Below are 22,543 nucleotides of genomic sequence, written 5' to 3' on the forward strand. Positions count from 1 at the left end.
CAGGAATCTCACGCGAAACATTCCGGTGGTCGCACGCGCCGGTATGGGATCTCGCCATCACGCTGGCGTTTTCATTCGCCGGGCTGATCGCGATGCGGATTAATGCTCGGTGCAGTCGGTCGATGATGTTCGCGAACTTTCTCTGCGTTTGGGTCGGCGGCCTAATCGGAATCAAACTACTGATACAAGCGATGGAGTCGCTACGGCAGACGTGGTTTGAGGACGCGTCATGGTTCACCTTGCTTTACCGAAATGAACTGCGGAGTGAGACGGCGATCACCTCCATGATGTTTGTGGCTTTGTTTCCGATCATTTGTCGGCGTTGTGGCGTGGTCCTCACCTTGCCGTCGCTCTCCGATTCAACCGTCGATCAACGCGAACCAGGGAACACCGATGAATCAACGGGTGCCGAAACGGGAGTCCTCCCGCAATCGCGAGGGCAACGCATTTTCGGTGCGTCGGGTCAGTTGTTTGGCGGAATCGCGTTGGTCGTCATGCTCGCAGCCATCATGCTATATCCGTTCACGCAAGTCGTCGGATACATGCACGGTGATGACCTCGGATACCGGATTGGCGGATGGCCGTTCACCTATTGGGTTGTGACGCAAATTGAACCGACAGACGCGGCGTGGTATTGGACGGAACCCGAAATTTGGCAGACCGTTCGTTTCCAAACACTCCCGCTGCTAATCGATATCGCTCTGGTCGTGATCACGTTCTTACTCGTCTTTCCCATCGCGTGGATACGAAGGACACTCACACCCCGTGGTATTCAGATCGGCCGCTACGCACTCGGGTTCTTCCTATTGGCAATGTTGGCGCACTCGGTTTTCGGTGCTGTCTATTGGAGGCAGTTTCGTTACGCGTCCATTCCTGGCCTCGCTATCGAAGATTATGATCAATATCCGAGGCTCGGGTTATTCGAATCGATCGCACAGGCCATGGACACCTCGTGGCGTGGCACGAGTGGGCGACTCGAACGTGGCTTGCCTTCCCATGTGACTCTCACCAATGCAGCCGTAGACGTGATCGACGAGGTCGTTAGCAGTTTTCCGCTGCGTTATCTCAAGTTTGAAAACTGCAAAATCACACCGGACCAAGTTGAAAAACTTGCCAACAACGACAACCTACTCGCGGTGACGTTTTCGAACTGCAACATTCCTTCCGACGCGGTCGAAACACTCGTTGCGAGGCGACTCATCAATTCCATTCGTATTGACGAGAAGAGTAAATCGCGAACATACAGATGGAGGGGATATTCGAGTCACCGAAGACGGCCTTGGGATCAACGCGGGCTCTATGACATGGAACTCGTATCGAAAGGTGGGGAGCACCGGATTGGTGAGAACATTGAATCGATAGAGCTCACTGTTCCCGACCACGTTGATTCGCGGTTCGTATTTCATGGTTGTGAAAACCTTTTAAGCGTGCGCGCTCGGAACTCGGTCGGTGAGATCCCCGATTCGGTCAGTGAACTGATTTTTCCCAATGCACCGCAGCTCAAGACCGTGACGCTCGACAATTATCAGAAGTTCGCGGTGTCGATATCATCAGCCCCCCGTTTGCAGTTAGTGAACGGATACTTCGATGACGTTAGCTATCACGAGGCGCGTCTCGTATCACTGAAGATCACCGGTGAGAACGATATCAATTCTGTCTGTGTCGACGTCTCGCAATGCGAACAGATGGAACTCGGAACGCCACCGGATCGTTCGATATGGGGGACGTTACAACTCAGCAGCCAATCGGGGATCCGCAATCAACCGCGGAAGGTTCTCTCTGCGGAGGAGTCTCGCAGGCGATTGGCGTCGTTGACGTCCCTCAAGAACGCTTACCGAGTCGTGTTACGAGGATTCATGCTTGATGCCGCAACTTTGGACCTTCTGCCGACACCGTTGGAATCGTTGCACCTCGAGGGATGCGTGTTGGTCGGCGAAAACGAGGCGTCACTGCGTCGAAGATGGCCCACGGTCACCGAGGTTGTCATCAACGACGATGAACTTTCGGACGTACCGGAATCACGCGGTGATCCGAACGAGTGACGGGCAACTGAGCCGCTGCCTTGCCGATTGCGAATGAAGCGGATGTGATATAGTGCGGCGTCCACCCGTTATGTTTGCTCGCTCCAGTTTTACGTTACCGACTATGTCTGATCGACGATCTTTTCTCGCAACCAGTGTTCTCGCATCCGCCGCAACATTCTTAGCGGCTCGTACAGCCACTCCGCTACATGGGGCGGCGAACACGTCAAAGGATGATGACGTGATCGGCCACGGCGATTTTCGCTATCGCGTCCACAAGGACTGGGCGCAGATCAACCCATTCCAAGTTCATCTCGACAACTGCCATGAGATGGTGCAGGACTCGGAAGGGGCGGTTGGTAATGATTGGCGATGACCCACGAAACAACATCATTGTGTTTGATAAGTCCGGCAAGGTTCTCGATAGCTGGGGCACGTATTGGCCCGGCGGGCATGGGCTGACGTTGGCCAACGAGGGGACCGATGACGTCCTTTTTGTCAGCGAGAGCGGTTGGGCTCGCAGCCTCGATGACGGTGTCGCAATGGTGCGGCAAAACGGTTACGTCGCAAAGATGACCATGGACGGGAAAATGATCTTTACGATCGGACACCCGATGACGATTGGGGAATACAAACCCAATATGGGGTTCCAGCCGACCGAGACGGCGGTGGCCCCCAATGGTGATATCTACGTCGCCGACGGATACGGATCGGACTATATCCTCCGGTACGATCAGCACGGACGCTTCATCCAAAAATTCGGAGGACGCAACAATGAAGACAAGAACTACAACCTCGCCAACGCGCACGGCATCGCGGTCGACACTCGCGACCCCGCCGATCCGAAGTTGATCGTGACCAGTCGTGGTCAGAAGGCGTTTAAGTACTTCACTCTCGACGGCAAATGGCTCAAGACGGTGAACCTCGCGAACTTGCAGATTTGCCGCCCCGTCATCCACGGTGACCATGTCCACGCCGGGGTTTGCTGGAGCCATCAGTTCGGCGCGGTCAAGGTGCCCAAACCGTGGTTGTATCAATCGGGGTTCACGATGGTGATGGACAAGAATGATCGCGTTGTCTCTTGTCCCGGTGGAGAGCAGCCGGTTTACAAAGATGATGTTCTGCAACCGGTGCAGCAAGATGCCGAGAAGACGTTCTATCACGGCCACGACGTCTGCATTGATGACGACGAGAACGTCTACGTCTGCCAGTGGAACGGCGAAAAGACGCCGCCGGTAAAGTTGGAACGGGTTTGACATCGTAGCGACGATGCCGGTTCACAGTGACGAGCACGACATCGATTGACGGTACAAGCTCAAACAAGGTATGCAAAGGATTGTGGCGAGTCGACGCCTGCTTTTCAGGTTCAAAGGCGTCGCGAGAATCGCCAAGATTTTCGGCGATCCGCGAGGCCTGCCGAAACTCTTGGCGAGTTTCGCTACCTGAAAACTAGGTGGTCTAAGGCTGCAAACAGTGTGGGATTTCTAGGCTGCCATCGAGCTGCAGCTTTCTTCGCATTTGCGGCAACATTCGACGCACTTGTCCATGCCGCCGACTTGCTCGCAACTGTCCGCGCACGCCTTGCAGATTTCCGCACACGCTTTGCAGTAGCGAGCGTGGTAGTCGCTGTTGCGGCTCATGAATCCGACGCACGCGTTGCATGCAGCGATGCAGTCGAGCATCAGTTTGACGTTGTTTTTGCTCAACGTGGTCGCCACCTTCGGCCAAACACGTCGCGGTTAACATATCGCTGACGATGGTTTGGCACTCTTGGCAGTTCTGGATGCATTCTTGTTTGGATGCAGTTGCGGTACTCATAATTGTTCTCCTGATTCATGTCTCGATTGCGGCAACGTTGCCGATTGAGAGATGTGCAATCAGGATGCCGGGATCGGCAAAACTGTCGAACGCGTTGAGTTTCTTCCTCATGACGAGAGGCTGGTGGATGAACGACCGAGTTGTGTCTTCAGCGGGCAGCGGACAGCACCAGAATTTTCCTGCGACGCTCGGTGAGTTGACCTCCGCCCCGACGCATCAATCGATCCGGCGGAACCAATCGAATACGTGGTCGTAACCGTCGAGACCGGTTACCGCGTAACGAGCCGGAAGTTCGGCGAACTTAGAATGTTCGAATCGGGAGATAATCGTCGGGTTCTCGGCAGGATCGGTCGTGCGATCGGAGTCCCATCCGATCATGATGTGACCACTGGGAATGAGAGCGCGGTGACATGCCTCGATCATCTGTTCGATTTGATCCGGGGTGTTGATACCAAACCCCAGGATGCCATTGAGGTGAATGACATCAAAACGGACGGACTCGAATACTTTGTCGACTTCGCAAAGGTCGCCGGTTCGATGAAAACGTCCGTTCCCGAAACGGGCTGCCGATGGGGCAAAATCCAATGTCCACACGATTGTATCGTTTGGGGCGAAGAACGCCGGATAGCGACGCGTGTATCGACGAGTTCCTGCCAGAAGGACGTTTTCCGGTTTCATCTTCGCCATCGATGGCAGCATCACCTCCCGCAGGTAAACACGGTCGGGCAACGACTGCACCTTCAGATTGAATTGGACGGATGACAGCAACGATTTCGCTTTTGACAGTATCGGCATGACGGTAACCGGCGAGAACGGAATGCAAGGCCGAGGAGTCAGGCGACTCGCCGGCAACGGCGGCTTTGAGTTTCGTACATAATACTTTTCTCAGACGACAGGGGCAGGGTTTCTTTCACGCCGCGCATGATGCCGCGGCACCCCGATCGCTGACCGACAGTCGACAGGTGGGATGGGGCAAGCGACCGTGCCTGTGGGCGAACTATTGAATTTTTTGTCGATGGAGAATCTCTTCCCACGAGTCAACGCCGATCAATCGCAGGTACCGATCCGCCACGGCGTCTTCTTGCGTCGTTCCCAGTGCCCGGTAGAGATTCCAAATTTGCTTTTTACCGAGAGGGTCGTTCTGGTCATCAGGGAATTTGCGTAGGCCAATCCGCAGGCCACCTTCGTGTCGGTTGTCGATCCAGTTGTGATAGTGCCAAACCTCAATCGATGAGAGCGATTGAATTTTCTTCCAGGCGAGTGCCATGCCGGCGGCTTGATCTTGCTGAGCCGCGTCGGAGTAGTCTTTGGAATTGAAACCGTTCTCGGATAGATGAACCGGGCGGACGGAGCCATGATATCGGTTCTTAGGCAGTTTCATGTAGGCATCAAGAACCTCGAGATTCTTCGGAGTGATTTTGGGTGTGTCGAACTGATACGTCGCTAGATGGTCCTGCCACGTCCTCGGATGAAAAAGGCTCTGTGGGTACGGATGGTAGGCCAGCCCCCAAGGGAAGTTGCCTTCGGTTTGACAAAACTGCACGAGCAGATCGAGCATGCGTTTGGAACCATAGCCGTACTCGTTACCTCGTTCTGCCCAATGATGAGTCAGTGAAATCCAGGTTCTCGCGTGCGGATCATATTGCCGAACGATTAAGTCGGTCATGCGCATCGAGCGTTGGTAGAGATCCATGTACGCGAGATCCGATTTGCGACCTGCGTTCGTCCAGACCCAGCCGAAGTCGACTTCGTTATGCACGATCCAGTGATGCACGCGGCCATGGATGCCGTCGTCGCGAGACCAACGTTCGGCCATCAAGTTGAGAATCGCGCCGTAGTAATCGATTCCTTCCGAAGAAGTGACAGCGGGCATTGCATACACTCCGCTCGGATCAGCGTCAGGATGTCGGAGTCGTTGAAGGTCTTCATCACGAGAGTTGTCAGGATTGCTGATTAGCAGGATGGCCGAAACCATCACGTTGTTCTCTGCCGCTTCGCGGAACGTTAAGTCGAGTTTTTGGAGTGCTCGTTCGTTCGCGTAGTAGTCGCGTCCCTGCCAACTGAATTGGGTGTGATTCGGGTGCGGGCGCGTGGAGACGTATTGGTGCAGCCCCGAGACGTTTACGGTGACGGCGGTGATACCTAAGTCCTTGAGTTCGTTCTGTAACGCGCGACTGCGTTGAGCCGACCATCCACCCAAACCTTTTTTGGAACTCGGTTTTGCCGGTGGCAATTCTGAATGACGGCATGCGACTGTGTCGGCGTAGTGTGCGTGACTGATCGCAACGTTCCCCGAGGGGCCGTCGTGAAAGAGTTGCCATCGATCGGTGAGGCGGTCCACTCTTCGACCTTCGACGAGTGTGGTGCGAGGTACGCTGACGTCGAAGGATCCGTCGTTTTGAATATCGATGTCAATGAGTTCGCGATACGGTGATTCGTCGCCCAGGAGAGTTTCCATGGGGATGTCACCGAGCGTTACTCCGGTTCGGTGGTTCGATACGGTGCCGGTGATCTGGATGTCCGATATGCCGACGTTGACGCCGGTGATCTTGCTGGCGAAGGTGCGCGAGAGATACGCGTTCAACAACTCAGGGTCCGCCGCGTAGGCGGAGAAGTGATCGTCTGTCTCAAGGTCGCTCTCTTGAGGGCGGCGAAGGCGAACGTTGCGGATTTGAAGCGCCGCGTCGCCTTTCATCATCAGGTCCAGACGCAAGACGTCCACACCGGCGAGATGAAAACCTTTTGACTCTTCGAGAATCGCGACATGCGGACGAAACGTTTCGCTGTGCATGAACGGTGGCAGCGATCGTGGAGTCGAGGTTTGGTTTTCAGGGGTCGCGTCTTCGGATGCCGAGTCAGGCGAGGTCGATTTGCCAAACACAGGTGCCAGCGTCATTTGTTCCACGCCGCCGACGCAGAATGTTTCGAATTCGATCGCCCAATCGCCTTCACTGACTTTCGATTGCGGAACGATTTCAATCAAAGCGGAGCCGTGAATTTCAACTGTTCCGTTGTTGAGTTGAACATTCTCTCGATTGGTTTTGTTCGGGACTCTCAAATCGCATTGGATTTGCTCGGCGAAGAGTTCACTGCATAGAACGATTGCACAAAGCGCAAGGCAGGTTCGAAACATGGATGGCGGGCCGTGTGGTGGGATGGCTGTATGGTGGGAGAGCCGTGAGGTAGGAGGCCTTGAGGCTCGGGAAGGTAGGAAGGCGTGGTGCGGACTACCGCACATCCTGTTCGGGATCACATCCTGTTCAGTATCGGTCAGCGATGGGCGACTTCCGACGTTTCGGATGAATACTTTGCTCGCAAGATGTCGAGACGTTCTGCGATCTCAGATTCGGTTCCGACGGTCAGCCAATATCGATATCGAAAGGTGCACGCGTGGCTTAATCTTACTCGGTCGATCGGTGCAACGTGCATGCAAGGGCCATCGTCGGGACGCTTCAATAGTTTGGCGCCGTGTGGGCCAAAGTTCCATGTTGATCCTGACGTCGGCGAGTAGATGGCTACTCCTTGGCCGGACGGAGCGAACATTGCCATCGCTTTGAGTGGTGGATTCGTTTTGCCCCATGGCGGGCCGGGCGGTTGGTGTTCGGATCTCCAATCGCCGTTGCCGAGATAGCTGCGGATGTCCGAAAAATTACGCGTGAAATAACAGGCGGGGAGTTCTTGCGGATTGTTGGTAACGCCGCCCCAACGATCGCCTACCTTACGCATCGTTTGGAACTCGCATTGCACGCACACGACACCGGTCATGTTGGGTTGCAGCGTTGTCCACTGACGCATCAACGCGCTCGCTTCCTCGTTGGGCATGTCCCATAGTTTGGGGATGGTTTCGGAGTAGAGGCCATCGGCGTCTTTGCGAAATGTTGTCACCCGTGCCCAGCTACCTTGGTCGCCCGTGCTCCCGACTCCGCCACCTTGGATCGGGTTCCATGACCAGGGGCTCCACGCTTGATTTTGCCCATCAGCTGTGCGGTCGATTGCTCGCCCGGCGTAATACGATTGCTGAATCAGTCGCCCGGGATCGGCGATGTTGACGATGTTTTTGGGATATTGGCTCGACGACAGCCAAGTGATCGCGCCTCCTTTTCGCCGATCGATCCCAACCTTCACTTTGTCGTCTTCGATCGTCAGCAGGTCGACGGGGGCCGGCTCGTTTGCAACCGTCATGCCGGCGCAAATGAATGCGAGGCACATGCCCAGTGCTGTGAATGTCAACGTTTTCATTTCGGTGCTATCTGCTTCTTACGTGGTTGAGAGGCTTCGGACCATTTGACCACGATGATTTCATCACCGTTGCCCGTTCGACGGTTGTAGGACTCTTCAGGGTCATCCATCCGTCGATATCGTGGTTCGCCCGTGGATGGATTCCAACGCTTCTCCGGGACATCGGCGTACCAACTTTCCCAACGCTTTTGAAGACTCACGGCGAGTTCGGGACGTAGGCTGGCGAGATCGTTCTGTTCGGTACGGTCGGCGTTCATGTCGTACAACGCCCAAGGCGAGTCCCAGTTGCTAACCAATTTCATCCCGTCGGCAATGATCGCTCGATTGTGGAAGAGATGAAAGTACAACGCGTCGTGAGATGCACGCGGACTGCCGGTGAGCAACGGTCGAAGGCTCAATCCGGGAAGTTTCTCCGATGCTGTTTCGGAGATTGGTGTACCTGCCACGTCCGTGATCGTAGCCATTAGGTCAACGATGTGTGCTGGTTCATCGATCAGACGACCGCCGGTCGTTATCACCGACGGCCATGACGCCACGCATGAGGTCAGAATGCCGCCGTTCCCCATCTCACACTTGTATCGTTGAAAGGGAGTGTTGCTGACGTTCGACCATCCGACGCCGACCCAGTAACCATTTTTTCCCGCTCCGTTTTCGCCGAGTAATCCTTCGACCGTTTTGGGCGCGATGGAGGGATCCGACGCGCTGCCACCATTGTCGCTCAAAAAAATCACTAGCGTGTTGTCTTCTTCGCCGTGTTCTTTGACCCGGTCGAGGACGCGTCCAATGGCCTGGTCCATTCGATCCACCATTGCCGCGTAGATCGCCATTCGGGTTGATTCAAAATCCTTTTCTCGCTGGCTGAGCGTTTCCCATGCGGGAACGCTCGGGTCTCGAGGAGGCAATTTCCATTGTTCTTTGGTGATCCCTATATCGATCTGTTTTTTGTGTCTCTGCTGACGAATGATGTCCCAACCGGCTCGATAGGTATCGCGGTACTTCGCAATGTCCTCGGGCAACGCATGCAACGGTGAATGGGGGGCGTTGAATGCGAGGTACATCATGAATGGCTTGTTCTCGTCTTCCTGCCGTAGTTCATCAATAAACTCGATCGCGTAGTCCGCGTTGGCGTCGGTCATGTAAAAGTCATCGCCGGGTGGTTGTCTGAAAACGTCATGGTTGAGTCGCTGGGAAGCGGCAACGCGAAAGTAGTGGCTGCCTCCGGCAAGATGTCCGAAATAACGATCGAATCCTCGGTCTACCGGATTCCCGTCAAGATGCCATTTCCCGACCGCGAACGTCGCGTAGTCTCTTTGTTTCATCGCTTCGCCCATGGTTTGACCGCGTTTGACGCCGAAGCCTGTATCTTGCCAGTATTGTCCGCTCATCAATGACGCACGCGTCGGTTCGCACTTGGATGAGTTGTAGAACTGAGTGAAACGAACGCCACCATGAGCGAGTCGATCGAGGTTGGGTGTCGCAATTTCGCTGCCGTAGCAACCGAGGTCGGAGTAGCCCATGTCGTCGGCCAAAATCAAAATGATGTTGGGATGCTGTTCCGCGTGAGCGTGGTTCACCGAGAACACCAGACTGATGATGGCGAAGGCAACGGCGATCGTTGGTGTGGGCACGCGTGTAATCCTTTTTTCGATAGCGAGATGTTTGGTGGAAACGTGTGTTTCGATAGGAGTTGACGGCCGCCATATTGAACGGTGCAGTAGTCGGCGCAGACCGGCGTTATCAGAGCCGGTTCGTCGTTAACGCAGCGACATAAACAGCGAGTGGGAGGGCGTGGTTTCTCGCTGGTTCTCTTTGTGGTTGCATGCCGTTGGCCGCGTTGTTTTGCGGATTTCGTAGGATGTCATTCGCGAACGGCGGGATCTCGGCGGTAGGGTTTTGGGCGAACGGATGCATCCGACGTACAACATGGCGGGGCGGTTCAGGGCCGTGATCCCGATGCCAACGTTGATTCTGAGTTTAACGCGGAGAAACCAATGGCGACGTTTTGCGTCGCTGGTATTTCATGTTCAGCGAACTGCACTACTCAAGGTTTTCCGTTTTCCCAGAACGCTTTGATTTCAGACTCATCGAACACGCGGTCGGCGATCACGAGTTCATCAATGGCACCAAAGAAGCGACGTTGAGCCGAGCCGCCGGTTTCTTCCAGTTCTTCAACGGTCGTCCCGAAATTGCCGAGTTCCATGAAGTCGAGTAGCAGAGGTTCGGCGCGTTTGAACTGTCCTGTACCGATTGGTTGACCGTTGAGGTAATGGGTCACCGTACGTTTTTTCGCGTCACAGGTGACGCCCATGCATGCCCAGGTCCCCCAACGATCCGAACGTGTGTATGGATGGTCGACTGCGAGTTTGTCATAGTCGCTTTCCTTGATGCCGTGTCCGACGCTGAACAGCACGTTGTTCGTGTGGTGTGCCAATTCCCATCGAACGGTTTCCACGGTCGTTTTGCTGCGTCGTTCCATCGCTTCGCTGATCGATTGATCATCGGCTGGCGAAAACAACGCCCTGCGGCCAGGGTGTTCGGTCATCAATAGCGATGTTGTTTCTTGGGTGATCGCGTCGACACGAGCCCAAACCAGGAAGGTCGCTTTGTCGAATGCCCCCGGTACCTGGAACAGCACCCGATCGCTCGCATTGCGGTAAAGCAGTGCTCTCTTGGATCGCCACCGGCCACGATCCCATTGGCACCCAATGATTACTCCGTCGGTTGCTCGTGATGGATCCCTTGCCACGTTGGTCAACTCCAACGCACTTGGATCGTTCTCCTCGAATGTGTAGTGCAGGAGGACCGACGGATCGGCGCTCAATGTGTGCGCGTATTCTTTCCAGGCGTTGTATCGACGTCGGGCGATGGCATTTTGTCGCCCACGAATGACTGACGTTTTGAGGAATCGATCGGGAGAGTACTCGATGTCCTCGGGCCCATTCTCACTCATTCGAATCGCGTGCATTTCGTGCACTTTGTGCGTTTCGTGTTGGGGGGATTTGATTTCAACGGAGCCTTCGGTCACATGAACCTCCGGGTTACCGCCTAGTTTGACGTCAATGCTAAACGCCGTCCCACGATCTACAACTTCCATCGATTTGGTTAGCACTCGGAACCCGTGTCCCATGTCCGTCACGAAGCAGCTCGCTGCGCCGTATCGAATGAGTACTTCATCGGCTGCACGAAGCTCAATATTGGCGGGAGCCTGCAGCAGCAAACGGACACCTGAGAGGAATTCGATTTGCACGGCACCACGGCGAAGGACTAGGTCACCGAGTTCGAGACCTTCCCCCGCGACGGGGCGATTTTTACCGCTCCATTGAGCGTTGACGGCCTGGCTGAGGACGGCGACCGCGGACGTTCTCGAGTGAGAAACTAGTTTGACCCCGCCGAGCGGCCGCCGGGGCTGGGCGTTCGTGCCGCCTTGGTTTTCTGGAACGATTTCAATGGGGGGGGGACCTTGTTGGCGAGCAAATGCGTTTTCACCTTCGATGCCCTGCTTGGCAAGCCATCCGGGAAGAAGAGCGAAAGCGACGATAGCGGCCGCTGTCGACACGAGTGCAGCCACCGCAAACCATTTGCGTCGCGATCGATACCTCGGGGCGATCTGAGACAAACCCGCCATCACACGAGATTCGAACACCGCGTCGTCGTCCCCATGTTCTAAAGCGGCCCCTAACGCATCCTCTAGCTTCAACCACCGTGGCTCGCTGGCCTGAACCGCTCGCGTTTGGCTGAGCATGGCCAACTCTTCGGCCAGAGATTGACGTAACGAACGGTCTGTCCTCAATCGTTGTAGAGCGGGGGCCATTTCAGCATCGTCCCACTCCCCCGATAGCCATGCGGCCAGCAAGATTCTCAGGTCTTGATCCATTATCCGATCTCCGCTTTGACACACTCGCGAAGCAGGCTACTGGCGCGATAGTTTAGGTTGTAAATGGCTCCCAGCGATGTCGAGAGCTCTTCCGCCAATGCGGCAGCTTTGGTTCCTTCCAAGCCCGCTCGAACCACATGTCGCATTCGATCAGGCAGTTTGCTGATGCAACGCAGGAGCGCCTCGATCGCGAAGTTGTTCTGGCGGACGAATATTTTCTCTAGGTCATGTTCGAGTAGTTGTGCCACTTCCTCCCGGAACTTCGATTCTCGCTGCGATCGACGCTGCGTTGTTCGGAAATACATCAGCAATTTGTTGCGTGCGATTCCTCGGAGCCAAGCTCCGAAGTCGCCATCAAGATCGAATTGGTCGAGGTTGCGATACGCACTCATGAATACTTCTTGGGAAAGATCGTCTGTCTCGTCACTGCGATGCAATTGGCTGCCTACGTAACTACGGATCATCAGCCGGTATTCCCGTACAAGCAACCGAAACGCGTCCGTGTCTCCTGCGAGCACCTGACGAACGGCCTGTTTTACTGGATCTGAATGCGGCACTGATTGTTTCTCCTCGATCTAGTGTTTGCCTCTCGGATTGGAATCTCACCTCAAAATCGAAAATGCATTGTGAACTTGGGCGGGGAAGCTCGGCTTTTTCGCGGAGCTCTACCCTGTCGAGCACCATTGTCCAAAGAGCAATTTGAGCGAGCGATTGCGAGTCGAACGTTTGAGTTTGGTTTCTTTTGGCCGCATCTGTGAGTGTGTGACTCTCATTAAAAAATGCGAAAATTGAAAACTGCGTGAGAGATTCTGCGGATCCTAGCAAACAAGTTAATGACTCGGCTGCCTCGTCCATTTTTCGTGGAAGGAGTCGAAGGCGATTCGGCCCGATTCCGATGCGGCCCGATCGCGATGATTCTGTTTGCTTTTGCCCGACTCTAGAAGACCTCGTGAGTGGAGTTTCTCTGATGTTGAAACCTGTTTTGTTCGCGTCTCTGTTGCTGTTGTTCTGTGGGTGTGGGGAGGCGAAGCCGGGGCCCGATGGCACAGAACAGGACGCTATTGAAGCTTATATCGAGGCCAATCCCAACGTTGATGACGGGCTCGATGTGATCGACGAAAGTGACACGGGTGAGTGAGTCGGTCAGGCTGCCGTGCCGGTGAAACGGTTCAGGGCATGTTGTCTTGGCCGTGTCGACGCGTTGGTGCTGCTCGCGCGTTTGTTTTTCTTGCGTATTGTCGAGCTCAGTTGTTGGGTTCGTGTTTTGTGTTTCTCTTTTCGGGTTAGTTTCTTATGAGTTTCTCGCGATCACGGCGGGCGTTCACGCTCGTTGAATTACTCGTTGTTATTGCCATTATTGGTGTTTTGGTTGGGCTGTTATTGCCTGCGGTACAGGCGGCCCGAGAAGCAGCCCGGCGGATGAGTTGCAGCAATAATTTTAAGCAGATCGGGCTTGCGATGCACAACTATCACTCTGCCTACGACCAGTTGCCGATGCAGTCGGGAGGGACCGCTGACTTCACGGGAACATCACAGGCGAACACAAATGCTGCTGAGGTGCCGCGTACAAATAACTCGTTGGAGTTGAGTTTTCTTGTCGGGCTGACTCCCTTCTTCGAACAGCAGGCTCTTTGGGAGCAGATCAGCAATCCTTTGGTCGATCCTGTGAGTGGAAACATTTTTCCACCAATGGGCCCCAATCCTCGCCGGACACTGACGGCAAATGGAGTGGCTCGCTACGAGCCATGGTTGACGAATATTCCATCGCTGCGTTGTCCCTCTGATCCGGGTGTGGGGATCCCGTCGCAGGGGCGAACTAACTACGCCGGTTGCATTGGTGATGCTGTTAAGGAAACGTCCAACGGGGCGAAAAACCAAAACGGTACCAGCAATGGCAAAGAAGCGGATGTTCAAGCGTCATGTCGTGGCGTTTTTGTTGCGCGAAAACGCACGCGATTTCGTGATATCCTTGATGGGCTTTCTAACACCATCTGTGCCGGTGAAATCTTGACCGATTTGGGTGATAACGATGTTCGGACTCGCGGTGTGCGGCGAACGGCCGGAGCGTCGGTATGGAATGATGTGCAGAAGTGTGAGCGAGGCAGAGACGCAGAACGACCGCAGTTCTGGATGTCGACGCTCCCTGCTCAGATCGCGTTTTATGGGAACGCAGAACAGCGTCGTGGTTATCAGTGGGCCTTGGGGCGTCCTTATTTCACGGGTGTCTCCACGATTTCTCCACCGAATGATGAAGTGTGTTTGCAAGTGAACCACATCAACGTCGGTAATTTTCCGCCGAGTAGCCGACACCAAGGGGGGGCGCATGTCCTGATGTCGGACGGAGCGGTGAAGTTCATCACCGATTCAATCGAAGCGGGGAATCAGGCGAGCAAAACGGTGCAACTCAGTGGCGGTCTGCCTCCGGGATCTGAAAGCCCGTATGGACTGTGGGGGGCTCTTGGGACACGAGCCTCGAAAGAAGTGATTGACGAAGAATTTTAATAACGTTCTTCGTGTTTGACTCTGGTGTCTAACAGGCTTCCGCAGGCGTGCCGCGATTTTTGCTGTGCACGCCTGCGGATCGAGTGCTTCGGTGCAGGTTCGATCGCATCGAGACTTAGGATCCATTTGTTCTATGCCGATTGGATCTGCGCCCCTCGCTTTTGCGCCGATTTGTTTTGTGCGTAGGTTAATTGTTTCGTGGGCGGGTCCATTGTTTTGTCAAGTGGACCGTTGTTTGGTGGGCATGGCCCTTGTTCGCGAGACGAATGGTTCACATGAATGGATCCAATCTGGATAGCACTCTGAATTTGCGGCAGCAAAGGCAAGGCTCTCGGGAGGTGAATCCTCTGCGTGCCGCACCGCATCTCGATATGTCCATGGCTTCCGCTCGCACCTTCGATCCCGTTTTTAATCTCCCGCAGGAGTGATTCGCCGCATGGCTCTATCGCATTGTCCGAAACGTAGGCTAGTCTTGACAACTCGTATTCCAGTTCTGCTGCTCGTATTTGTATCTGCCTCGTTTTGCACGCCTTCGTTCAGCGGCGAAGATCACACGAGACCGAATGTAATTGTGATCCTCGCGGACGATCTCGGAATTGTCGACGTTAATGCGTACGCGACCAAGTTCACGGAAGCCAAACCGGCGGACATGTACTACGAGACGCCGAACCTGGATCGGTTGACCAAGGAAGGGCTCGCGTTTTCTCAAGCCTATGCCTGCCATCTCTGCTCACCGGCGCGAGCCAGCCTGTTGACGGGAAAGTATGCTGCGCGAACGGGGTTCACGACGGCCGTTGGTGGAAACGTTCGCACGTTCTACAACCAGGCGATTACGCCGCCGCAGGGCTACGTCGCTCAAGATGCACTCATTTGGCAAGACAGGATCCCAATCCAGCAGGCATTGCTCAACGGCACCACTCGCGATGCATTGGCGTCGGGCCAGCCTTCGGACAATGGACAGGACGAAACGACTCTTGCCGAAGCGATGGTAGATCACGATGCTGCCTTCATTGGCAAATGGCATCTAGGCGGTCATGGCTCGCAAGGTTGGCAGCCTGCGGATCAGGGGTTCGAAGAGATCTCTTACTTTGACGAAGGCGGTTCGCCCTATTTCAATTGGCGAGTGACGTGGGATAGCGGTCGAAAGCTGTATCCAAAAACGCCACAACCGAAGTTGCTGCGTGGCAAGTCCGGCGGAAACCTTGGGCAGGAATATCTCACCGATGAACTGACCGAGCATGCAGTGAATTTCTTGCAACGGCGAGCGAAATCTTTGGCGTCCGGCGGCAAGCCGTTCTTTCTGCACTTTTGTCACTTTGCCGTTCACACACCATTCCATGGACGTGCGGATGATGTGTCGCACTTTGAAAGCAAGCCGACACGTGGTTGGAATGGTCACGACAATCCTGTCTACGCGGCGATGTTGAAACGGTTGGATATTTCGGTTGGTCGAATTCTCGACACGCTCGAGGCAACCGGGCTCGATGAAAACACATTAGTCATTTTTATGAGTGACAACGGCGGAGTGACATACACCGATCCCGTCGCGACCAACAACTCGCCGTTCAAGGGTGGGAAGGCATTGCACTTTGAAGGCGGCATCCGTGTACCGTTGGTGGTCCGATGGAAGAACCATGTGGACGGCGGTCGGTGGAGTGATGTGCCTGTGGACTGCAACGATATCTTCCCCACGGTTTTGGATTTGGCCGGCTACGATGTTTTCGAGCATACCAATCCCGGCGGGATCGACGGGCGAAGTATGGCTCCGCTGTTTGACGACCCGGGCAATCGCACGCACCAATACCCTCGCGACACATTTTTCTGGCACTACCCACTCAACGTGATTGTTCAAAATCCCGAAGATGGCTTGCCATCGGCTCCTTCATCCGCGGTTCGGAAAGGGGATTGGAAGTTGATTTTTGATTGGTCGGGAGTCCTGAGGCTATATAACATCGCCGAGGATCCTTATGAAAAGAACGAATTGTCTGCCGCGATGCCGGAGAAGGCTCGTGCATTGTTCATCGTTCTGAACGACTGGATCGATGCAAACGTCGACGTCAAATACACGCCTGCGATCAATCCCAACTACGATCCGTCAAAAGAGTCTCGCGATCGACCGTTCGTCGACCTGCGCCGCAAATATTTGGGGGACACGCGAGCGATCCGTACCACCAAAGAGGATCCGAGGTTTGCGTTGATTTCTGACAGAATGAAACCTCACGTCAACAGATCCAATTAGTTTTTTGGAAAGCAATCGCACCTGAAAACGGCGTCTACTGATCGTTGTTCAGTGCTAATGTTTATGCGTCGATGACGAATCGCTGTCAATTGGTTTTACGCTCGCTTTTGTGCTGCCGTATGGGCATACCGCCGTCTGTGTGATGCCGAAATTTGTTATCGCATTTACTGTCGGTCATGACGTGTATCGCTCTTCTGTATTGAGCAATACGAGAGCATTTTTCATGGTTGACGTGTCTGACTCCTGTAGCTGGATTCGCCGGAATTCAGGCCCTCCGAGTTGCGTTGAGATCGGCTACATCATTCTTAAAAACGCTTGAAAGACAAAATGAACAGCAACGAAATGTTCCACTCAATCCGCCTTGCGGTGACCGGTGTCCTATTGCTTGCCGGGACGGTTTCGGTCGCCCGATCCGAGCAACCGAAGCCTGACGTTCAATTGGTCAATCTGCGCTGCGAATATCGAGAGAATCCAATCGGTATTGATGTCCTCAAACCCCGATTGAGTTGGATGGCATCGAGCGAGCAGCGTGGTGTGCGGCAAACCGCGTATCGAATTCAGGTTGCCAGTTCATCTGAACGCTTGGGATCAGGCGAAGGAGATCTTTGGGATACCGGTAAAGTGAGTTCGGAACGGTCCACCCATATCCGTTACGCGGGTGGAAAACTCGCCGCCCGTCAAACCTGTTTCTGGCGGGTTCGGGTATGGGACCAAAATGACCAACCGTGCGATTGGTCGCCTGTTGCCAAATGGGAAATCGGTTTGCCTGAAAAAAGTGATTGGCGAGGCGCACAGTGGATCCGTCTGGATACGGACCTTCGGAAATCGTCGCTTGCCGCCCGGCCTGTTCAAACGAAAAAGATGGCTGTGCCCGATTACTCCAAGACACATCCGGCGCCGCTGTTCAGGAATGAAATGCTGGTCAAGTCGGGGCTCGTCCGTGCTCGTGCCTATGTTTGCGGACTCGGATACAGCGAGCTGACCGTGAACGGAAAACCGACCGCGGGCGATGCCGTTTTGAGTCCTGGTCAAACTACCTATGACGTGCGAGCACTCTACACGACTCGCGATATTACTGGCCTGCTTCAGGAAGGGAGTAACGCGATCGGAGTCATGATGGGAAATGGTTTCTTTGGTCAGGACCAGGCTTTTCATGCCCCCAAGCTCGGCTATGGTGAACCCGCGTTGTTGGCCAAGATCGTCCTGGACTATGCCGACGGATCAACCGAGGCGATAGGCACAAATTCAACTTGGAAATCCAGCACCGGACCTGTTGTTTATGACAACGTTTACGGCGGCGAAACCTATGACGCGCGGTTAGAACATATCGGATGGAATCGACCTGGCTTTGATGATTCCCAGTGGCGGGATGCCGTCACGGTCACCGCTCCGACTCAGTCGGTCAACGCACAGATGGTGCCTGAAATCCGTCGGATGGAAACCTTGCCGTGTCAGGAAATCCGCGAAGGCGAAAATGGCAAGTGGATCTTCGACATCGGCCGCAACATCGCCGGATGGGCCAGGATCCAAATCAGCGCTCCCGCCGGTACGGTCATTTCGATGGAGTATGCCGAGGTCCTGATGCCCGACGGAAGCAGACTCGATACTGCAACGACTGGAGGTCACGCGACTGGGCTGCAGCAAAAAGACATCTATGTCTGCAAGGGGGGTGGCATGGAAACGTGGGAGCCGCGGTTTACGTATCACGGTTTTCGCTATGTCGAAGTGGAAGGACTGACCGAAAGGCCGGCTGACGATTTCCTCGCAGGCGTCCTCGTGCATACCGATGTGCCGCGACATGGGATGTTCGAATGCTCAGATGCTTTACTCAACCGTATCTACCAGACGTCGCTCTGGACGATCGAAGACAACATACACAGCGTCATCGAAGATTGCCCGCACCGCGAAAAATGTGCTTGGCTCGGTGACGCTCATGCCGTCGGCGAAACCGCGATCTACAACTACGATATGGCTCTGTTTTGGACCAAGTTTGTCGATGACATTGAAACGGTCCTCGGTCGGGGTGGCGTCACGTATTGGGGGCAAAGGGCGACACCTGGGATTCCCTGCAACATTGCTGTTGGACGGCGACTCTGCCAGGAAGCTAGGCCTGACTGGGGAGCTGCGTATATTCTTCTGCCATGGTGTTTGTTCAACTACTATGGCGACACGGATGTCTTTACCCGTCACTACGATCATCTCGCTCGCTGGATCAGCTACGTCAACGGTTTGAGTGAAGAAGGCATCGTGGTTCGAGGCTACGGCGATTGGTGTCCGCCCGGCGGTAACAAGACAATGGAGTGCCCGCCGAACCTCACGTCCACAGCGTTTTTCTACGGCACAGTTCGGATCATGGAAAGGTTTGCGGAGGAGCTCGGCAAGACCGACGACGCGGAGCAATACAAACGACTCGCCGCCAGGGTTCGTGAAGCGTTCAACCGTGAATTTTTCGATCCTGAGACCGGAGGCTACGGATCCCAGACCGCTGATTCCGTTGCTCTGCGTTTCGGTCTGGCATCGCCCGATACGGCAGGTCAGGTCGGCAACTCGCTGCGGGCCGGAGTCGTCGAGCAGCATCAAGGCCATGCCAGCGTCGGCATTCACGGCGGTCGCTCGCTGTATACGGAACTTTGCGAATCCGGATCAGAAGATGTCGCCTTCGCGGCGATCCGGAAGGAAACGTTTCCCGGATACGGCTACATGCTCAAGAAAGGGTTCACAACTTGGCCAGAGGTTCCCTTGAAATATGACGCGGGGAAACCCTTTGCCCATCATTCACTCAACCACCCAATGCAAAGTGGCTTTGCTGTTTGGTTCCACGAATGTGTAGGCGGCATCCAACCCGCGTCACCGGGGTTCAAGAAAATCAAATTGAAACCCTACGGCTACACTCAGTTGGAGTGGGCGAAGGCCCATTACGAAAGTCCCTTCGGCAAGATCACGAGTGATTGGAAAGTCGACGCAAACACCTTTCAATGGACGGTCACCATTCCACCAAACACCTCGGCCATCGTTCACGTGCCAACCGACAAACCTGAGGATGTTTTCGAGGGAATGGGGACAGCCCGAAACCGCAATGGTGTGGAAGCGATGGGGACGAAGGATGGTCGTGCGCTCTTTCAAATCGGCTCCGGTACCTACATTTTCAGTTCAAACCTCGGAACGTGATCTCTGTTTTCCTGGTGAAGCAGATCGGGCGCCAGCGCAGGAATCACGTGTGCCGGCTAGAAAACGCAGATCGCCGAAAAATCGTGAATCGGCATCGTGGCACCGTTATTTGCGTTGTGGCTGATTGTCGAGGTGACGCTGATACCTGCGATCTGAGGCGTCTCGGGTGTGAACGCCAGGCCGCGAGAGGACACCGGTTTCGACTCACCGTGAGAACTGTTATCCTCGAAAAGGCAAAGTAGATTCGGGTTCGCTGGCGAGTAGGCTTTCGCTGAGCGTGGGCTTTGCGTGGGAATATTGTCGCTCGAGGCGGAATCGCTGTCGCGATTTGTTTCTGCGAACGGGACACGTTTCGTTTCAAATTGCTCGTCATTTTTGACTAGTCGCATTTTTACCTAGTTACTGGGAGACCACAATTTTTCTCGCTGGCCGAATAAGACGCACAGGCTCCTGCGAGTAAAATTCGATATCGTTCGGATGCGTATGCTTATCCTTCGTCTAACGATGGTGCTTCTTTGTCAGGCAGTGGTTTTCAGAAGCCACCATGCGTCTGGTGCCGCTCAAAATCCGTCGGGAGATTTGATTTCAACGGAGGAAACAATGAGCCCTGAAAATTCTCTTGATTCGGCAGGTTCTGCACCGCCGAGTAGCTCCGTTCCCGGCCCAGCGGTCGCCGAGATCGTGTTGGCCCAGTCCCGTTTCGAAAACGTCCGCGAAGGCTATCAGGCATTGCAGTGGAACGAGATCGAGGGGGCATCGCGTTATCAGGTCCTCGATGCGGATGGGTATTCGTACTACGACGGCACATTGACGGAAGCCTTCATCTCCGGGTTGCCTGATGGGGAACACACATTCGAAATTCAGGCGTTTTCGGCTGACAATGTATTGGTCGGTGTGACCGATCAACCCGCCGTGATTGAAGTTCACCATTGGCCGATGTCGCAGGCGTGGGCTTCGTTTGCAGTCGGATTGGTTGTCTTTCTCGCGATGATTGGATTGATCATTGTGGGCGCCACACGTTCATCGACTCCATCACAAGATGCCAGCGGATCGGGGGCGGACTCGTGATCACGAATTTGGATTGTCCGGCGGTTGTGGCAACTGCGGTGTTGTCGCCCATGGCCGGCTATGTGATGCTCGCGTGTTTCAGCGTTCTGTGGGTTTCGCTCGGGATATGGTGGGGCCGACGGGCGACTTCCTATGACGGATTTGCCGTCGCGGGACGCAACGTCGGGTTGGCGCTCGGGACGGCGACCGCAGTCGCCACATGGATTACCTCCAACACGACCATGTTGGCGCCGCAGTTTGCGTTGCAGTTGGGCGTTTGGGGAGCGGTTGCCTACTCGACGGCGAGTTTTGGTTTGTTCGCGTTTGCTCCCATGAGCGGTCGCATTCGCCAACTCATGCCCAAAGGCTACACGGCGGTCGAGTTTGTTCGTCGTCGTTACGGCAGTATGGGCTCGATACCATTTCTGCTGATTTCAATTTTCTATGCGATCACATGGTTGATCTCGATGTCGATGGCGGGTGGGAAACTGCTCGAAGTTCTGTCCGGGATTCCGTATCCGGTCGGAATGACCGTGGTTGTGGTGGTATGTGTGACGTACACGCTATTCGGCGGGATGTACGCGGTGATCGGGACGGACTTCATCCAAAGCCTGATCATCCTGATCGGGTTGGTTGTCGTTGCGATCGCGGTATTGATGCAAATCGATATCGCCGATGTGCATTCGAAATTGGAAACGAACCGCCCGATGCTGTTGTCGGTGTTCTTTCCCGCGGCATTGATGGCGTTGTTTAACAATATGTTGTTTGGGTTCGGTGAAATCTTTCACAGCAACGTGTGGTGGAGCCGTGCGTTCGCGATGCGAGAAGGCGTCGGGCCGAAGGCATACGCCCTCGGCGGTGTGCTCTGGCTGCCGGTTCCGATTGTGGCTGGATTCTTGGGACTGGCCGCCCCGGCGCTGGGGATTGGGATCAGCCATCCGGACACGGTTGGGCCTTTGGTGGCGGCGACGTTGCTGGGGACCGGTGGTGCGTTGTTGGTCTTTGTCGTGGTGTTTTGTTCTCTCGCGTCGAGCATCGACAGCCTCCTGGCCGCGACCGCGGATTTGATCGTTAACGACATGGTCGAGCCGATCGCGAAAGCCAAGCGTGCAGGCATCAAACCGGACGGTCACGCGATGTCGGATTCCGCGAAACGTCGTGCATCGAGTTTTGCAATCATCTTCCTGGGTGTGCTCTCCTGGGCGGTCGCCCTTCCTAACGTGGGCACGTTGGCGACGGTGCTGTTTTTCGCCGGGCCGATGGTGGGCAGTTGTATTTGGCCGATCGTGGGCGGACTGTATTTCCGTCGTCCGAGCCCGTTGGCGGCCGGTGCGGCGATGACGATCGGAACGGCTACGGGTCTGTGGGCTTACTTCGCGATCGGTTGGTTTGTTGCCTCACTCGTTGGTGCCGCGGTGTCGGGCGTGGTTTTTGCTCTGGCGACTTGGCTTGCGCCGGCCCAGTTCGACTTTTCGACTCTTGCTGACGAGGCGGCGTGAGCAACATGTTTCCACTTTGGTTTCTTCAAGTTCTGGTGATTGGTGCGTTGGCGTTAACCTGCGTCGGCGTGGCGGCTCTGATCACGTTCCTTATTATCGACTCTCGAGACCGACAAATCTGGTGAGTAGTACCGAA

General features: G+C 54.9%; 17 protein-coding genes. 9 read left to right on the plus strand and 8 right to left on the minus strand.

From position 1 onward, the window contains the following. From RSSM_RS33575 to RSSM_RS02140, 3 genes are all read left to right on the plus strand, one after another. The coding region (locus RSSM_RS33575) for a hypothetical protein (protein ID WP_044300663.1) at positions 1 to 2,042 on the plus strand (2,042 nt) is incomplete at its 5' end. A gap of 103 nt (positions 2,043 to 2,145) precedes the next feature. After that, positions 2,146 to 2,397 carry a hypothetical protein gene (locus RSSM_RS34240; RefSeq protein ID WP_201767175.1) on the plus strand — a complete coding sequence of 84 codons (252 nt, stop codon included), beginning with the start codon at positions 2,146 to 2,148 and terminating at the stop codon, positions 2,395 to 2,397. Continuing rightward, the gene (locus RSSM_RS02140) at positions 2,384 to 3,277 is read left to right on the plus strand and encodes an NHL repeat-containing protein (RefSeq protein ID WP_008674020.1); all 894 of its coding nucleotides are present in this window, start codon (positions 2,384 to 2,386) and stop codon (positions 3,275 to 3,277) included. Before RSSM_RS34240 ends, RSSM_RS02140 begins: the two co-directional genes overlap by 14 nt. Before the next feature lie 202 nt (positions 3,278 to 3,479). Here RSSM_RS02140 and RSSM_RS02145 read toward each other — a convergent pair whose 3' ends face one another. The 7 genes from RSSM_RS02145 to RSSM_RS02175 all read right to left on the minus strand — a co-directional run bounded on the left by RSSM_RS02145 (position 3,480) and on the right by RSSM_RS02175 (position 12,509). After that, positions 3,480 to 3,839, minus strand: a complete 360-nt coding sequence (locus RSSM_RS02145; RefSeq protein ID WP_236620890.1) for a hypothetical protein — start codon at positions 3,837 to 3,839, stop codon at positions 3,480 to 3,482. 216 nt (positions 3,840 to 4,055) lie between these two features. Beyond that, positions 4,056 to 4,634: a class I SAM-dependent methyltransferase gene (locus RSSM_RS02150; RefSeq protein WP_173403125.1), complete on the minus strand. Its 579-nt coding sequence runs from the start codon at positions 4,632 to 4,634 to the stop codon at positions 4,056 to 4,058. 202 nt (positions 4,635 to 4,836) lie between these two features. Further along, on the minus strand, positions 4,837 to 6,897 hold the full coding sequence (locus RSSM_RS02155) for a DUF5722 domain-containing protein (protein ID WP_236620891.1): 2,061 nt from the start codon (positions 6,895 to 6,897) through the stop codon (positions 4,837 to 4,839). A gap of 212 nt (positions 6,898 to 7,109) precedes the next feature. Beyond that, positions 7,110 to 8,078 carry a hypothetical protein gene (locus tag RSSM_RS02160; protein WP_008674025.1) on the minus strand — a complete coding sequence of 323 codons (969 nt, stop codon included), beginning with the start codon at positions 8,076 to 8,078 and terminating at the stop codon, positions 7,110 to 7,112. After that, positions 8,075 to 9,706 carry an arylsulfatase gene (locus tag RSSM_RS02165; protein WP_008674026.1) on the minus strand — a complete coding sequence of 544 codons (1,632 nt, stop codon included), beginning with the start codon at positions 9,704 to 9,706 and terminating at the stop codon, positions 8,075 to 8,077. Before RSSM_RS02165 ends, RSSM_RS02160 begins: the two co-directional genes overlap by 4 nt. A gap of 413 nt (positions 9,707 to 10,119) precedes the next feature. Continuing rightward, a complete protein-coding gene (locus RSSM_RS02170; protein ID WP_008674028.1) occupies positions 10,120 to 11,952 on the minus strand; it encodes a FecR protein in 1,833 nt (610 codons plus the stop codon). Further along, a complete protein-coding gene (locus tag RSSM_RS02175) occupies positions 11,952 to 12,509 on the minus strand; it encodes a sigma-70 family RNA polymerase sigma factor (RefSeq protein ID WP_044300667.1) in 558 nt (185 codons plus the stop codon). The genes RSSM_RS02170 and RSSM_RS02175 overlap by 1 nt, the downstream gene beginning before the upstream one ends. Positions 12,510 to 12,919: 410 nt before the next feature. Here RSSM_RS02175 and RSSM_RS34055 point away from each other — a divergent pair, with 410 nt between their 5' ends. The 4 genes from RSSM_RS34055 (at position 12,920) to RSSM_RS02195 (ending at position 19,861) form a co-directional block, all read left to right on the plus strand. Then, entirely contained in the window at positions 12,920 to 13,090 is a 171-nt protein-coding gene (locus tag RSSM_RS34055; protein WP_008674030.1) for a hypothetical protein, read from the plus strand. Positions 13,091 to 13,245: 155 nt separating this feature from the next. Next, positions 13,246 to 14,454, plus strand: coding sequence for a DUF1559 domain-containing protein (locus RSSM_RS02180; RefSeq protein ID WP_008674031.1), 1,209 nt, complete (start codon positions 13,246 to 13,248; stop codon positions 14,452 to 14,454). 472 nt (positions 14,455 to 14,926) lie between these two features. Then, the gene (locus RSSM_RS02190) at positions 14,927 to 16,693 is read left to right on the plus strand and encodes a sulfatase (RefSeq protein WP_044300676.1); all 1,767 of its coding nucleotides are present in this window, start codon (positions 14,927 to 14,929) and stop codon (positions 16,691 to 16,693) included. 327 nt (positions 16,694 to 17,020) lie between these two features. Then, positions 17,021 to 19,861, plus strand: coding sequence for a family 78 glycoside hydrolase catalytic domain (locus tag RSSM_RS02195; protein ID WP_144059511.1), 2,841 nt, complete (start codon positions 17,021 to 17,023; stop codon positions 19,859 to 19,861). Positions 19,862 to 19,917: 56 nt separating this feature from the next. On the opposite strand, the gene RSSM_RS02200 is transcribed toward RSSM_RS02195, so the two are convergent. Next, a complete protein-coding gene (locus RSSM_RS02200) occupies positions 19,918 to 20,250 on the minus strand; it encodes a hypothetical protein (RefSeq protein WP_008674034.1) in 333 nt (110 codons plus the stop codon). Between the two features lie 211 nt (positions 20,251 to 20,461). On the opposite strand from RSSM_RS02200, the gene RSSM_RS02205 reads away from it, so the two are divergent. Next, on the plus strand, positions 20,462 to 20,929 hold the full coding sequence (locus RSSM_RS02205) for a hypothetical protein (RefSeq protein ID WP_236620893.1): 468 nt from the start codon (positions 20,462 to 20,464) through the stop codon (positions 20,927 to 20,929). Positions 20,930 to 20,979: 50 nt separating this feature from the next. Further along, entirely contained in the window at positions 20,980 to 22,407 is a 1,428-nt protein-coding gene (locus RSSM_RS02210; protein ID WP_044300680.1) for a sodium:solute symporter family transporter, read from the plus strand. Positions 22,408 to 22,543: the final 136 nt, after the last annotated feature.

It is taken from the genome of Aporhodopirellula sallentina SM41 (genome assembly GCF_000346505.1).
Lineage (GTDB): Bacteria > Planctomycetota > Planctomycetia > Pirellulales > Pirellulaceae > Rhodopirellula > Rhodopirellula sallentina.

Bases quoted from the DNA above. Each gene is read 5' to 3' on its own strand.
- RSSM_RS34240 (WP_201767175.1), top strand. From the start codon at position 2,146: ATGTCTGATCGACGATCTTTTCTCGCAACCAGTGTTCTCGCATCCGCC.
- RSSM_RS02140 (WP_008674020.1), top strand. From the start codon at position 2,384: ATGATTGGCGATGACCCACGAAACAACATCATTGTGTTTGATAAGTCC.
- RSSM_RS02145 (WP_236620890.1), bottom strand. From the start codon at position 3,839: ATGAGTACCGCAACTGCATCCAAACAAGAATGCATCCAGAACTGCCAA.
- RSSM_RS02150 (WP_173403125.1), bottom strand. From the start codon at position 4,634: ATGCCGATACTGTCAAAAGCGAAATCGTTGCTGTCATCCGTCCAATTC.
- RSSM_RS02160 (WP_008674025.1), bottom strand. From the start codon at position 8,078: ATGAAAACGTTGACATTCACAGCACTGGGCATGTGCCTCGCATTCATT.
- RSSM_RS02170 (WP_008674028.1), bottom strand. From the start codon at position 11,952: ATGGATCAAGACCTGAGAATCTTGCTGGCCGCATGGCTATCGGGGGAG.
- RSSM_RS34055 (WP_008674030.1), top strand. From the start codon at position 12,920: ATGTTGAAACCTGTTTTGTTCGCGTCTCTGTTGCTGTTGTTCTGTGGG.
- RSSM_RS02180 (WP_008674031.1), top strand. From the start codon at position 13,246: ATGAGTTTCTCGCGATCACGGCGGGCGTTCACGCTCGTTGAATTACTC.
- RSSM_RS02195 (WP_144059511.1), top strand. From the start codon at position 17,021: ATGAACAGCAACGAAATGTTCCACTCAATCCGCCTTGCGGTGACCGGT.
- RSSM_RS02200 (WP_008674034.1), bottom strand. From the start codon at position 20,250: ATGCGACTAGTCAAAAATGACGAGCAATTTGAAACGAAACGTGTCCCG.
- RSSM_RS02205 (WP_236620893.1), top strand. From the start codon at position 20,462: ATGAGCCCTGAAAATTCTCTTGATTCGGCAGGTTCTGCACCGCCGAGT.
- RSSM_RS02210 (WP_044300680.1), top strand. From the start codon at position 20,980: ATGGCCGGCTATGTGATGCTCGCGTGTTTCAGCGTTCTGTGGGTTTCG.